This window comes from Flavobacterium aquidurense (genome assembly GCF_031458035.1).
GTDB classification, from domain to species: domain Bacteria; phylum Bacteroidota; class Bacteroidia; order Flavobacteriales; family Flavobacteriaceae; genus Flavobacterium; species Flavobacterium aquidurense_C.
In genome coordinates, this window is record NZ_JAVDXR010000008.1 from 191,729 (window position 1) to 204,692 (window position 12,964).

Here is a 12,964-nt window from a genome sequence, read left to right on the forward strand (position 1 = left end):
CAATTTACATTTTATAATATTTAAAAGGAACAAATAACATTCCGAAACATTCTCCTTCTTCTTTTCCTAAATGCTTATGATGTATTTTATGTGCTTTTCGTAACCCGATGAGGTATTTGTTTTTAGTGTTTTTGAACCATTTAAAACGCTGATGAATCAAAACATCGTGAATCAGGAAATAACACATGCCGTATAAAGTTACGCCACAAGCAATAAAAAACAAGTAATTGAACCCGCCCTGAACACCAAAATAAAAAAGAACGATACTCGGAACAGCAAAAATGACAAAGAAAATATCATTTCGCTCAAAAGTATGCTCGTATTTAGGCTGATGATGATCGGCGTGAAAATACCACATCAATCCATGCATTATGTACTTGTGCGTAAGCCAGGTCACACATTCCATGAACAGAAATACACCTAATAAGATTAAAAAAGAAATCATTTTTTATTTGTTGAAGTATTAAAATTATTGCTTAAAACTTTAAGAGTTTAGCTTTAAATGGTAAAAGATTAACTCAAAAGAATAAAATTTATTCTCTCTTGTCAATTGCGACGAAGGAGAAATCCTTGGTGGTTGCTCACGTCGCGGAGATTCCTCCTTCGTCGGAATTACATAAACAACGCGAATCTCTATACCAATTTCAGTTTGTAAGTTACAAAAGATTGGGCTAAAAGTCCCGCTTTGGTATAATTTGAAATTCTGATTCTCGAATTCCCAATTTCGTGGTAAGGTGTTTTTTTTAGTTTATTAAGCAGTTTTTTGTAATAGATATAAGCAGTATAAACGCCAAATTTCGCTTCCATTGGAAGTTTTACAATTCCCTGATAAGCGATTTTGAAATCAGTTTCAATTTCATCGATGATTTTGTTTTTTGCATCTTCGTCGAAAGATTTTAAGTCGACTCCGGGAAAATAATTTCGGTTCAAAACTAAATTATCGTCTTTCAAATCTCTGAGGAAATTTACTTTCTGAAAGGCTGATCCTAATCGCATCGCTTCGTGTTTCAATTGCTCATATTTTTGATTGTTTCCCTTTACAAAAACCTTTAAGCACATTAAGCCAACAACATCTGCAGAACCGTAAATGTAATCTTCGTATTCCGTTTGTGTGTTGTAAGTTGATTTTATCAAATCTAGTTTCATGCTTTTAAGAAATGCCTGAACCAAATCGTCGGTAATATTATATTGTTTTACGGTATGCTGAAAGGAGTTTAAAATGGGGTTGAGGCTAATGCCCATTTCCATTGCTTTGTAGTGTTCTTTCTCAAAATCATTAATGAGGTTTTCTTTGTCATAATCATGAAAAGAGTCTACTATTTCATCGGCAAAACGAACAAACCCATAAATGCTGTAAATACCATCTTGTATACTTGGGGCAAGCATTTTTACGGCAAGGGAAAATGAAGTGCTGTAGTTCTTGGTAACCAATCTGCTGCATTGGAAAGAAACTGTGTCAAATATTGATTTCATCTTTTTATGATCTTAGAGATTTTTGAATTAACTCAGCGACTAATTTTCCTGAAATTAAGGCAGGAGGAACACCGGGGCCAGGAACGGTCAATTGTCCGGTAAAATATAAGTTACGTACTTTTTTACTTTTTAGTTTTGGTCTTAAAAAAGCAGTTTGCAAAAGCGTATTGGCCATTCCGTAAGCATTTCCTTTGTAAGCGTTGTAATCACTCACAAAATCATTCTTGCAAAAGGACTTTTTAAATATAATGTTGTTTTTAATTTTTTGTTGTGTAAGCTTTTCAAAGCGGGTAATTATTTTTTCGAAATAAACTTCTCGAAGTTCTTCAGTATCGTTTATTCCGGGAGCTAAAGGAATCAGGAAGAAACCGCTTTCCATTCCGTTTGGTGCTGCAGATTCATCAGTTTTTGATGGAAAATTGGCGTAGAATAACGGGTTTTCTGGCCATTTTGGATCGTCGTAGATATCTGCTGCATGCTGGTTGAAATCGACGTCAAAAAATAAGGCGTGATGTGTAATATTTTCTATTTTTTTATTGAAGCCAACGAAAAACAAAAGAGAGGAAGGTGCAAAAACACGACTTTCCCAATATTTTTCAGAGTAAACGCGATATTCTTTTTCCAATAACATTTCAGTATGCTGATAATCAGCACCGCTTAAAATGATGTCTGCTGTTATGATTTTTCCGTTAATTACAATTCCGGTGGCGGTTGTATTCTCAACAATAATTTTTTCTATTGGTGAATTGGTTTCAATAGTAACGCCTAATTCAAGTGCCAGTTTTTCGATTCCGCGAACGACATCAAACATTCCGGTTTTCGGATGCCATGTTCCCAAACCAAAATCGGCATAATTCATAAAATTATAAAAAGAAGGTGTTTTTGATGGTTTGGCACCAAGAAACAAAACCGGGAATTCGAGAATCTGAATTAATCTTTGGTTCGTAAAATTCTTATGGATATCAGTACTTACAGTACTTAAGAATTGATTTAATTTGAATATCGTTTCGGGGGTGATTAATTCTAATGGAGAAACTCCCGGACGATAAACCAGGTTTTTGATGGCGATGTCATAATTACTTTTTGCCTGATTGATAAAAGAATCAAGTTTTGAACCACTTCCTTTCTCGATGTTTTCAAAAGTGGTTTTTATTTCTTCAAGATTATCATAAATATTTATGAAATCATTCACCCCAAAATAAACCCGATAAGCTGGATTTAGTTTGATGAGCTCATAATAATTAGAAGATTTTTTATTGAAATCATTGAAGAAACGCTCGAAAACATCTGGCATCCAGTACCAGCTTGGTCCCATATCGAAGGTAAAGCCATCTTGTTTAAACTGTCTTGCTCTACCGCCGATCGTTTCGTTTTTTTCATAAATAGTCACTTTGTTACCTTGTTTAGCAAGATAACATGAAGCGGCTAAAGAGGAGAAGCCTGAACCAATTATAGCAATAGTTTTTTTCATTTGTCTAACAAATATACAAAAACTATAAACAAAAAAAACTATATTCTTTCGAGTGTCTCCTCCATTGTGTAAAAAAGTTTTATTCTTTCAGGTAAAACTTTTTCGTCAATATGTTCAATCATGTTACCCATAAGCCAGATTTCGTTATTTTTTTCCAGTAATTTCTGCCCCATTGTTTTTACATATTGGTTAATTACGCGGCGATCTGGTTGAATGGTCATGAAAGAAACGAACGTAATGTTCTCAAAATGTTTAATAAGATCCTGTAAATTTTCAAGAGGCATACTTTCTCCTAAGTAAATAGTTTTGTATCCCTTTAATAAAAGTTCATATTGCATGTATAATAACCCAATTTGATGCGCCTCATTAAGTGGTAATGAAAGTATAAAGACGCGTTCCGTATTAGTAGGTTTTAAAATCTGAAGACTTTCAGTATAAATTAAAATCTTTTGTTTGATCAAATGCGACATGAAATGCTCATTTGCAAGCGTTATCGTTTCAGACTGCCATAGTAAGCCTAATTCTTTTAATAATGGAAGAAAATGATCCTTGAAAACTTCGCTGAATGTTTTTTCTGAAATAAGCCAGTCAAATGTGTTAAAGAATAATTCCTGATCAAAATTCATCATCGCCATCTTAAATGATGTGATGGCATAATTTTGCGAATTTTTCTTTGAAATGATTTCACGAACCAATTGCGGAATTTTCTCCTCCTGGTAAGTGGCTATTTTAGATATTTTGTAACCGTATTCATGTAGTAAAGTTATATTTAATAACTTCTGTAAATTGTGTACGTTATAAAGTCTGATATTGGTATCAGTTCGCATTGGTTCAAGGATATTGTATCTTTTTTCCCATATACGAATTGTGTGTGCTTTTATTCCTGATAAGTTTTCAAGGTCCTTTATGCTAAAAACCGTTTTTATATTGTTTATCATTATATGATTTTTGGATAAACAAAAATAGAATAAAAACTGAAACTATATTTAAAAGTTGATTAAAATGATTGGATTATCAGAGGTTTGTTGTGTCATACTGATTTAAGCTGTCCAGATACAAAATAGTTTTTGAGGCATCTTTGCTTCTGTTGTACATGGCTACGAATTTTGCACCATAAATAATTTCATTGAAAGTGTAAGATGTTCGAGCTGCTACTGTGTTACTGTACATGTCATCGAAAGTGGTTATAAAGACTAGAATTTCGCCATGAATTCTTTTAAAATCTTCTTCGGTGAAATTGTATAAAGGACTATTTTCTGTTATAGGATGAACCAATGTCCAGCTTAATGAGAGTGCATTAATCTTGTCTAATTCGAGTTCTAAATTATAGAATTTATTTGTTTGTGCACCGTTTTCTTCAATACTCATTCCGAGTGTGACTTTTGCTTTTGCATCTGTAAAATTGGTATTTTTATAAGGGACAAGACGAATCATTAATCCTTTGCCTTCGCCGTATGGAGAAATTAATGCATTGTGTGAGAATTTTAAAAAAGCAGTGGGTTTACTAAATCTTCCAAAAAATAAACCTGTTGCAATGGCAAAACTTAATAAACCAATAAGAGCTTCAGCAGCAGATAATGCGCTGGTTAAAAACCCGGTTGGACTAATATGTCCGTATCCTACTGTGGTGAAAGTTTGTGCACTAAAAAAATAAGCCTGGCCAAATTGTGTCAGTACACTTTGTGACTGCGCAATACCATCAAGATGCTGGATCCCGATTACGTAATAAAGTATTGCAAAAATAAAATTGATGACGATGTAAAAAGTAAATAAAATAAGCATGAATTTCCAGTTGGGCATGTCAATCATGGTGTGATACCAACTGATGCGGCGCAGTATGTTCATTCCTCGTTTTTCGATATTCGGAGTGCCGTTTTTATTTACAAATCTCCCGCCGTAACTGTTTGCATTAGTCCCGAATCCAGAATTTTTATCGGTTTGTGCGTGGTTGTTTATTTTTTTAAGAAGTGCCATTCAAGGTTAGTTTAAAGAACAAATGTAAGGATATCTTTTATATGAAAATAGCTGAGGTGTTTTAACAAAAAAAGCAATCTGAAAAATGATTTTCTACAGATTGCTTTTTGATATTTAAAATTTATTTTGATTTTATTTACAGAACGTTTTTTTGTTTTTTATGGCACTCTGACTGCCTAATTCGATTGCTTTAGTGAAATCTTTACAGCAATTTTTTTTATCTCCAATTTTGTTATATGCCAAACCTCTCAAATTGTAAGCGACATAATCTTTTGGATTTAAACCGAGCGATGAAGTACAATCAGCGATGGTTTCTTTGTAATTCATTAATTTGTAATGAACGTTTGCTCTTCCTGTGTAGGCATAAACATTCATGTCATCTAATTCGATTGTTTTGTTGAAATCTGCAAGAGCTCCTTTTAAATCGTTTGTGTTGAATTTTGCAACGGCGCGGTTTTGGTAGGCTTCTACAAATTTAGAATTCATGTTTATTGCTTTAGTGTAATCGGCGATGGCGCCTTTTGTGTTGCCGGCTTCGGCCTTTTTCATGGCTTTGTCAAAATAAGCCGTTGCGGATTGTGCCCATGTTGAGCAGCTGATCATAATAAATGATAATAGTAATAATTTTTTCATAAACCAATTTGGGATTAGGTTAGTAGGTTAATTAATCTCAACGAATTTATGAAAGTTTTATTTTGTAGGAGAAGTTCTTTTGTGAAATAATCGTGATTTAATTTAAATGATTATTGATAAAAGGATGTGGTTATTTTTGGGAGTGTTTCTTATGGAAATAAGTTCCCTAGCCCTGATGGGAGGGAAAATCCTTTTGTGCCGGTCCCGAGGCTTCGGGAGGCACAAAAGATTTGGAAGGATAGCAGGAAATAGCTCCTAGATAATGTTAAACTTTAATAAATCCGCGAAAACCTCTGGCTGCATAATAAGATTCTGCACCATTGTGATAGACGAAAGTCCTGCCATAACGAAAGTCTGAAAATAAAGCACCGCCCAGTTTGCGAACATCTGAAGGCGTCGCGATCCAGCTTGAAGTTTTAGTGTCAAAATTCCCGAGTTCCTGAAGTTGGCGATATTGTTCTTCGGTCAGGATTTCAATTCCCATTTCTTCGGCCATATCCAAAGCGCTGTTTTTTGGTTTGTGTTCTTTTCGTGAATCTAGGGCTTTACGATCGTAACAAAGACTGCGACGGCCTTTTGGACTTTCGGCAACGCAATCGAAAAAAATATATTCGTTTGTGTTTTTGTCGTAGCCGACAACATCAGGCTCGCCTTCAGTTTTTTCCATTTGAAGAATGGACCAAAGTTTGTCCGGATTCGCTTCTAATTTCTCTTGTACTTTATTCCAGTCAAGAGCTTCATGGCGTGTTTTGTTTTTTTCAAATCGCGCTTTCAAAATGCTGATGATTTCTTCCTGATGTTCCTGTGATAATTTATTTTTGCTCATGATGCTTTATTTGCCGTCCGGCTTTATGTGTTTTTAAATTAGTGAAGCGCCTTTTAGGTTGCAAAACTATGTTTCTATGTGTTGAAAATAATTAGAACAATAATTTTAACCTTGTCTGCGAACCATTTCATTAATCCAAATTGGGGCGAAAGGTGAGGTGCAGCCTTTAGAAGTTGGATAATCTTTGTAAATACCTAATTTTTCTCCAATAGACAACGCACGTTCGCGATATTCAGGATGATTAATTCCGATAGTTGCCAGCGTGCTATTCATTGTCCATTGTATTTCAGGAGCTGCTTTTGGCATTTCCGACTCGATTGTGTCTAAAAGCGCCGGAATGTTAACTAATTCTGGATTGCGCGCTACACAGCCACTTGTGAGGCTCCAGCCAGCGCGTGCGTGCATAACATCTGATGAATGCATCCATTCTTGTCGTAAAGTTTCTCTATCGGAATATAATTTTATTACGTACGAATAAAACCAGTCGGCGATGTGTGTGAATTTTTCGGAAGAAACTATTCTGGCAATTTGATTATTTGAAAGCTTCTTAGGGTCGATAATTAAGGTAGCTAAAAATCGGGCGTCAACATTTTCGGTGTCCCAAAGTTCTAATGCCAATTCATGATTGGTTTTTATCTTTTTGGCCAACGTTCGAATATCGCCCATTTTAACTCCAAACTGATTGTCGCCTGCGCCTCGTTTTTTATTGTGAACACGCATTTTTTCATCGCCTAAAGCTTCAAGTTGTACTAGTATATCTTTTACCTTCATTTGAATTAATTTTAATTAATCGTTTAATCCTTTTCCGTCGAGAATTTGCGGAATCGATTTTTCGACTCTGGCTTCGCGGGTTTTGGATTGTTTTGGTTGTGAAAAATGCAGAAGATACCCTCTTTGTCGACCGGGAGTTAAGGATTCAAAAGCTTTTTTCAGCTGTTTGTCTTCGTCTAATTTCTTTTGAAATTCTTCCGTCACTTCGTAGTCGGCTGTCTTTTTTAATTCAACCTTAAGACCCGCTTTTTCTATTTCGATTGCTTCGTAGATGTATGTTTTTAATATTGCTTTTAAGTCAACAATTTCTTTACGATTTGTGAAGCGAGTTTGACGTGCCGCCTGAACGTTTTCGCTTTGCTGAATTAAAATTCCGTCGGTATCATTTAGTAAAGCACCTTTGAAAAATAAAAAAGCACAATACTCCTTAAAAGCATGGATTAAAACAATATTGCTTTTTTCGAAGGTGTAACAGGGCGTACCCCATTTTAATTCTTCGGTAAGCTGGCAATCGAGTGCAATCATTCTTAATTGTTTTAATTCTTCCTGCCATTTTTTGGCATCATTAAAATAAAAATCAACTTTCGGATTCATGCTGTTTGATTTTATTGGTTAAACTGAAATCGTTTTTCTGTCCGCAGGTCTAAAATACCAAGAAAGAGCAATTAAAACAAGTAATAATGTCGGTCCAAAATAGGCTATGGCTTCGTCTCCTCGGGAAAAATGCGAAAAGATAGCACCTGACATTGCAAAAAAGAAACCGGCATAAGCCCATTCTTTTAAAACAGGAAATTTAGGAATTAGTATTGCGATAACGCCGAGTAATTTCCAAACACCTAATATGACCATGAAATAAAGCGGATAACCTAAATGCGCCATCATGTCTACTTCTTCCTTTACCTGCAAGATTTGTACGATTCCGGTTGACAGCATGCCTAATGACAGCCAAAGTGTGGCAACCCAGTATATTATTTTGTTTCTCTTTGTCATGATGTGTTTATTTTAATTTGCTTACTATTTCTTGTAGTCTATTGTGCGCCATGTTGAGTCCTTGTTTAAATGGAAGCTGAAGCATTTGGTCTCTAAGTGCATTTGATTTGTAAACAATTTGCATGGTGAGTTTGCTGGTGTTTTCTGTGAGAGCTTCAAATTCGAGAAATTCTAATTGGACAGCAAAAGGCGAGTTTTCCATTTCAAATGTTCTTGTAATTTTTTGGTTAGGAATAAATTCGTGAATAACGCCATTCATCTGAACAACTACATTTCTTTTTGGATCACTGGTTTCAAATTGATAACCGCCATATTTTTTGTTTTCCAATTTTAATACTTTGGTTCCCATCCATTGTGCTACAATTTCAGGTTCTGTGTAGGCTTTGAAAAGTAATTCGACAGGAAGATCAAATTCTCTTGTAATCACAAGTTCCTGTTTGCCGTCTTCTGCATTTATTTTTGTTTTTAGTTCCATGTTGGCTTAATTTTCAGGTTTGTAGTTTTTCATTATGTCCTCGAGTTTGTTGAATCTGTCGTCCCACATTTTTCTGAAAGGTTCGATAAATTCGGCAACTTCCTTCATTTTTTGGGCATTGATACTGTAGTAAACCTCCCGACCGTTTTGTGTCTGCTGTAATAATTCGCATTCCGTTAGAATTTTTAAGTGTTTTGAAACCGTTGGGCGTGCCGTATCAAAGTTAGATGCTATTGTGCCTGCTGTCATCGAATGCGAAGTCACTAGTAATAATATAGCTCTCCTTGTTGGGTCGGCAATTGCCTGAAATACATCTCGTCTTAAATTCATTGTGAAGTTATTTGGCTACAAATATATATGTAGTTATTTGACTACGCAAATTTTTATACTATTTTTTTTTGGTAATCATCTGATAATCTGATATAAATAGAAAGATTTGAGTTTGATGTAAAAGTGATGAATTTTTGATTAGATTGAAAATACCTCTTTTCTTGTGCCGGAATTAGTTTTATATTTAGCAATAAAAATACAGTTAAGGACTAAATTAATTTACCTTAAAAGCTTAAAAATATGGAAAATAAGAAAGGAACATTTGTTTTTTGGATTATAGCAGTCATTTTAGGTGTGACATTGTATAAGCAATTTGATTTTGAGAATATGAAATTTGACAAACCAGCGCTCGCAATTGTGTATTTTATCGTTTTTGCGTTTTCGGTTTTTATTATTGTGAGGAATTCGAGAAAACGATCTGAATAAAAAACAAAAAACCTATTTCGGAATGAAATAGGTTTTTTGTTTTAATAAACTTCTTTATGTAAAATTCAAACCTTTTAGCAGTGAAACATATTGTGCGCCGATAGTTGAAATAGTTTGGTTATGTTTATGCATTTATGGATATTGCATCCCATAAAAGCGGTGGTGTAGTTTTTGTGAAAATTGAAATCATTGAAAATTAGACAAATCTTTTTTTATCTATACATTTGATTCCCGATGTTTAAATTTTTTAGCAGAATCTAACTTTCAGTACGTTTCTTATTTGTCGGGTTGTACTTGGTTGCTGATTAAAATAAACTAACGATTATTAAAAGCTATTTCTTTTAAGGCATTTGGATTGCTAATAGCCTTAACAACTTCTTGTTTTCTTAGGTTGTCATAATATTTAGTTCCCGTAATTAATAGAAGTTTTTTGGGAATGATTGGTTTTTTATCGAAAATGGTGGCAAAAAGTAAAGTTGCTTGTATAAAACCACCATCGTTTATAAGGTGAAGAGTATGTTTTCCATAGCGTAAGTTGTCTTTGTTTGCGACCAAATATTTATAACCATTTTTACCATCATAAGCATCTTTAACGGCATCACCGACTCTTAATAAACCAGCATTTTTTATAAGTCTCATAACTGAAATGGCATTTTTGCGCATTTCATTATGATATTTTATAAAATCAGAATTTGTATAAGATGCGGGGGATATTCCTTGGTAAATGTAAACAGCAACATCTGGACTGTTTTTATGTATTTTTTCAACAATCATTTTCACATTCGCTTTATAAGTCTCAATTTCAGATAATGCTATGATAGTTGATTCCTGAATAACTGCATAATCATAATAATTACCATCTTTATCCTTATTAGAAAGAATTTGATTAGCTTCTGTTTTGTTTGTTTCATAAACTTTTTTTAATGAAACACCTGCGGTTATTAGTTGGTCAATATTGATTGATAGATTATTTACGTTGCAAAATTCCTTAAACAATATTGGAGTACTCACAAAATATTCTGTTTGGCTATTTCCTATAAACAAGATGCGGGGAGGCCCATCGGTTTTGGGAGGTTTAGGGTGTGTGATGTTTTTTTCAACTGCTGAAAGCGTTTCACTACAAGCCTCTTTATTACAACAAGAAAATAAAATTACTATACTGCTAAAAATTAAAATGTGTTTTTTCATTTTTTATTAAAAAATATTTTCAAATATCTTTTAATCGGTGGGAAAAAATGGTCTATAAAAAGTTTTAAAATTGGTGTTTTAGGACATTTTTTTATGACAAAACATTTTTTAAAATACAGGCTATAAATAGGCAAGCTCAATTGGTAACAGCGTTTGTTTGTTAATCAAATTCTAGAAATTTGTGGAACAAAAAAACAGCTTTAAAATAAGGTGTTTTTTAATGATTGTAATAAAGTGAAAGTGAACTTCTGGGTGCAAAACTCGAGCCTTTTACTTGAAAATTCCCATATTTTAAGCAAGCTGACAGAAGTTTGAGAATAAAAGCATTAGACAATAGTCTATATAGAAAACTTTTTGACATATTTAAATTTGAATTGTTTTATCTGAAGAAATATACTTCAATTAAAGAATTTAAAAATAGATAGTAAGGAAATATCAGACACTATATAATTGAGAAGTAAACTTAATTTAAAAAGAATGAGCCCAATTAAATATCGAGCTCATTTTTTATTAAACTTAATTATATATTTGTCTAAACTTTAAGGTGCACTTTAAAAAAAAATATTTAGTTTCTTTTTACTGCAATAATAATAAAATAGTTGTTTTCTGCTAATCTTATATGGAATAATTAATCACCAACACTACATCTGATAATTTACCCTTATTTTGTTAGATACAAATATCCTGATTTCTCTCTCACTTTTCCTTCAACATCAGAATACCTCAAAATATAGAAATAAGTTCCTGTAGGCAATCCGTCATCCTGTTTAAGTGTAACCCTTCCTTCTGAGATACCACGGAAATAGTTTCCGTTTTGACCATATTTTTCAGTCTCATAAACCTTAACTCCCCAACGATTATATATTTCGAGTGTATTATTAGGATAGTATTCTATTCCTTTTATAATAAATTCGTCATTAATACCATCTCCGTTTGGCGTGAGAGCATTGAAGATTTTCAAACCATCATCTTTCGTTGGTTTAGTTATTGTAATTTCGCTAATAACCATACACCCATTAGCATCCATTACCCCCACATTATAAATTCCTTCTGCCAGATTATTAACGCTGGCTGTAGTTGCTCCTGTACTCCAGCTATAAGTATAAGGTAATGTACCCCCAGCAGCTACTACATTTGCAAAAGCATTTTTACATCCACTGCAACTCTCATCATCTACTATAATCTGTGCTGATAATATTTCAGGTTGCGTTATAGTTACATCGGCTGTTGTTTTTAATCCTTTTGTGTCCATTACTGTAACATGATAAGTTCCAACAGTTAAATTCTCAATAGTAGCTGTTGTTTCTCCTGTGTTCCAACTATATGAATATGGACCGGTTCCTCCAGTAGTTAAAACGCTGGCTGAACCGTTAGCCTCTCCATAACAATAGACATTTGTTTGTGTCATAGTAGCTGTTAAAGAGGACTGCTTATTAATTCTTATCATTTGAATTGCCTTTGCAGTGTTACCGCTGTTGTCTGTTACCGTCCATGTTACAATGGTATCCCCTAATGGGAAAGAAACAGGAGCATCGTTTGTTACTGATGCAATTCCACAATTATCTGCTGCTGTGGGTGTTTCTAAGTTAACAGTAGCTGTTACATCTTGTGGATTAATTGTTACTGTAACATCAGCAGGAGCTGTGATGGTTGGCAAAGCAGTATCGTTGATAGTTACTTTCTGAACCGCAGTGGCTATGTTGCCGCTGTTGTCTGTTACCGTCCATGTTACATCTGTATCCCCTAATGGGAAAGAAACAGGAGCATTATTGGTTACTGTCGCAACGCCACAGTTGTCATCCGTTACAGCTGTTCCCAGAACAACCGACGTAGCACTACAGCCTGAATCAGTCGAAGCCGTTACATTTGCCGGAGCTGTGATGGTTGGCAAAGCAGTATCCTTGATAGTTACTTTCTGAACCGCAGTGGCAGTGTTGCCGCTGTTGTCTGTTACCGTCCATGTTACATTGGTATCCCCTAATGGGAAAGAAACAGGAGCATTATTGGTTACTGTCGCAACGCCACAGTTGTCAGCCGTTGTTGGTGTTCCCAGAACAACCGACGTAGCACTACAGCCTGAATCAGTCGAAGCCGTTACATTTGCCGGAGCTGTGATGGTTGGCGCAGCAGTATCGTTGATAGTTACTTTCTGAACCGCAGTGGCAGTGTTGCCGCTGTTGTCTGTTACCGTCCATGTTACATTGGTATCCCCTAATGGGAAAGAAACAGGAGCATCATTGGTTACTGTCGCAACGCCACAGTTGTCATCCGTTGCTGGTGTTCCCAGAACAACCGACGCAGCACTACAGCCTGAATCAGTCGAAGCCGTTACATTTGCCGGAGCTGTGATGGTTGGCGCAGCAGTATCGTTGATAGTTACTTTCTGAACCGCAGTGGCAGTGTTGCC

15 protein-coding genes are annotated in these 12,964 nt (G+C 34.8%); 1 reads left to right on the plus strand and 14 read right to left on the minus strand.

The window, feature by feature from the left end:
• Positions 1-4: 4 nt before the first annotated feature.
• From J2X17_RS14290 to J2X17_RS14345, 12 genes are all read right to left on the minus strand, one after another.
• Positions 5-445, minus strand: a complete 441-nt coding sequence (locus tag J2X17_RS14290) for a sterol desaturase family protein (RefSeq protein ID WP_310299327.1) — start codon at positions 443-445, stop codon at positions 5-7.
• Between the two features lie 188 nt (positions 446-633).
• The gene (locus J2X17_RS14295) at positions 634-1,473 is read right to left on the minus strand and encodes a phytoene/squalene synthase family protein (RefSeq protein WP_310299331.1); all 840 of its coding nucleotides are present in this window, start codon (positions 1,471-1,473) and stop codon (positions 634-636) included.
• A 4-nt stretch (positions 1,474-1,477) separates the two neighbouring features.
• The gene (locus tag J2X17_RS14300) at positions 1,478-2,944 is read right to left on the minus strand and encodes a phytoene desaturase family protein (protein WP_310299334.1); all 1,467 of its coding nucleotides are present in this window, start codon (positions 2,942-2,944) and stop codon (positions 1,478-1,480) included.
• A 38-nt stretch (positions 2,945-2,982) separates the two neighbouring features.
• A complete protein-coding gene (locus J2X17_RS14305) occupies positions 2,983-3,882 on the minus strand; it encodes a MerR family transcriptional regulator (protein ID WP_310299337.1) in 900 nt (299 codons plus the stop codon).
• A gap of 76 nt (positions 3,883-3,958) precedes the next feature.
• Positions 3,959-4,918 (minus strand): ion channel, encoded by a 960-nt coding sequence (locus tag J2X17_RS14310; RefSeq protein ID WP_310299341.1) that lies wholly within the window; start codon positions 4,916-4,918, stop codon positions 3,959-3,961.
• 132 nt (positions 4,919-5,050) lie between these two features.
• Positions 5,051-5,551, minus strand: a complete 501-nt coding sequence (locus J2X17_RS14315; RefSeq protein ID WP_310299344.1) for a tetratricopeptide repeat protein — start codon at positions 5,549-5,551, stop codon at positions 5,051-5,053.
• Between the two features lie 265 nt (positions 5,552-5,816).
• Positions 5,817-6,377: a DUF4256 domain-containing protein gene (locus tag J2X17_RS14320; RefSeq protein WP_310299347.1), complete on the minus strand. Its 561-nt coding sequence runs from the start codon at positions 6,375-6,377 to the stop codon at positions 5,817-5,819.
• Positions 6,378-6,482: 105 nt separating this feature from the next.
• Complete coding sequence (locus tag J2X17_RS14325; protein WP_310299350.1) at positions 6,483-7,148, minus strand: DNA alkylation repair protein; 666 nt, start codon at positions 7,146-7,148, stop codon at positions 6,483-6,485.
• 15 nt (positions 7,149-7,163) lie between these two features.
• On the minus strand, positions 7,164-7,742 hold the full coding sequence (locus J2X17_RS14330) for a YdeI/OmpD-associated family protein (protein ID WP_310299352.1): 579 nt from the start codon (positions 7,740-7,742) through the stop codon (positions 7,164-7,166).
• An 18-nt stretch (positions 7,743-7,760) separates the two neighbouring features.
• Positions 7,761-8,138, minus strand: coding sequence for a DoxX family protein (locus J2X17_RS14335; RefSeq protein ID WP_310299354.1), 378 nt, complete (start codon positions 8,136-8,138; stop codon positions 7,761-7,763).
• A 7-nt stretch (positions 8,139-8,145) separates the two neighbouring features.
• Positions 8,146-8,613 carry an SRPBCC domain-containing protein gene (locus J2X17_RS14340; protein ID WP_310299356.1) on the minus strand — a complete coding sequence of 156 codons (468 nt, stop codon included), beginning with the start codon at positions 8,611-8,613 and terminating at the stop codon, positions 8,146-8,148.
• A 6-nt stretch (positions 8,614-8,619) separates the two neighbouring features.
• Positions 8,620-8,943 carry an ArsR/SmtB family transcription factor gene (locus tag J2X17_RS14345; protein ID WP_310299358.1) on the minus strand — a complete coding sequence of 108 codons (324 nt, stop codon included), beginning with the start codon at positions 8,941-8,943 and terminating at the stop codon, positions 8,620-8,622.
• Between the two features lie 240 nt (positions 8,944-9,183).
• On the opposite strand from J2X17_RS14345, the gene J2X17_RS14350 reads away from it, so the two are divergent.
• Positions 9,184-9,369: a hypothetical protein gene (locus J2X17_RS14350; protein ID WP_310299360.1), complete on the plus strand. Its 186-nt coding sequence runs from the start codon at positions 9,184-9,186 to the stop codon at positions 9,367-9,369.
• 315 nt (positions 9,370-9,684) lie between these two features.
• On the opposite strand, the gene J2X17_RS14355 is transcribed toward J2X17_RS14350, so the two are convergent.
• Positions 9,685-10,557, minus strand: coding sequence for a hypothetical protein (locus J2X17_RS14355; RefSeq protein WP_310299362.1), 873 nt, complete (start codon positions 10,555-10,557; stop codon positions 9,685-9,687).
• A 661-nt stretch (positions 10,558-11,218) separates the two neighbouring features.
• The coding region (locus J2X17_RS14360; protein WP_310299363.1) for an HYR domain-containing protein at positions 11,219-12,964 on the minus strand (1,746 nt) is incomplete at its 5' end.

Excerpts from the sequence above, each read along its gene's own strand:
- J2X17_RS14290 (WP_310299327.1), bottom strand. The coding sequence starts at position 445 with ATGATTTCTTTTTTAATCTTATTAGGTGTATTTCTGTTCATGGAATGT.
- J2X17_RS14295 (WP_310299331.1), bottom strand. The coding sequence starts at position 1,473 with ATGAAATCAATATTTGACACAGTTTCTTTCCAATGCAGCAGATTGGTT.
- J2X17_RS14300 (WP_310299334.1), bottom strand. The coding sequence starts at position 2,944 with ATGAAAAAAACTATTGCTATAATTGGTTCAGGCTTCTCCTCTTTAGCC.
- J2X17_RS14305 (WP_310299337.1), bottom strand. The coding sequence starts at position 3,882 with ATGATAAACAATATAAAAACGGTTTTTAGCATAAAGGACCTTGAAAAC.
- J2X17_RS14310 (WP_310299341.1), bottom strand. The coding sequence starts at position 4,918 with ATGGCACTTCTTAAAAAAATAAACAACCACGCACAAACCGATAAAAAT.
- J2X17_RS14315 (WP_310299344.1), bottom strand. The coding sequence starts at position 5,551 with ATGAAAAAATTATTACTATTATCATTTATTATGATCAGCTGCTCAACA.
- J2X17_RS14320 (WP_310299347.1), bottom strand. The coding sequence starts at position 6,377 with ATGAGCAAAAATAAATTATCACAGGAACATCAGGAAGAAATCATCAGC.
- J2X17_RS14325 (WP_310299350.1), bottom strand. The coding sequence starts at position 7,148 with ATGAAGGTAAAAGATATACTAGTACAACTTGAAGCTTTAGGCGATGAA.
- J2X17_RS14330 (WP_310299352.1), bottom strand. The coding sequence starts at position 7,742 with ATGAATCCGAAAGTTGATTTTTATTTTAATGATGCCAAAAAATGGCAG.
- J2X17_RS14335 (WP_310299354.1), bottom strand. The coding sequence starts at position 8,138 with ATGACAAAGAGAAACAAAATAATATACTGGGTTGCCACACTTTGGCTG.
- J2X17_RS14340 (WP_310299356.1), bottom strand. The coding sequence starts at position 8,613 with ATGGAACTAAAAACAAAAATAAATGCAGAAGACGGCAAACAGGAACTT.
- J2X17_RS14345 (WP_310299358.1), bottom strand. The coding sequence starts at position 8,943 with ATGAATTTAAGACGAGATGTATTTCAGGCAATTGCCGACCCAACAAGG.
- J2X17_RS14350 (WP_310299360.1), top strand. The coding sequence starts at position 9,184 with ATGGAAAATAAGAAAGGAACATTTGTTTTTTGGATTATAGCAGTCATT.
- J2X17_RS14355 (WP_310299362.1), bottom strand. The coding sequence starts at position 10,557 with ATGAAAAAACACATTTTAATTTTTAGCAGTATAGTAATTTTATTTTCT.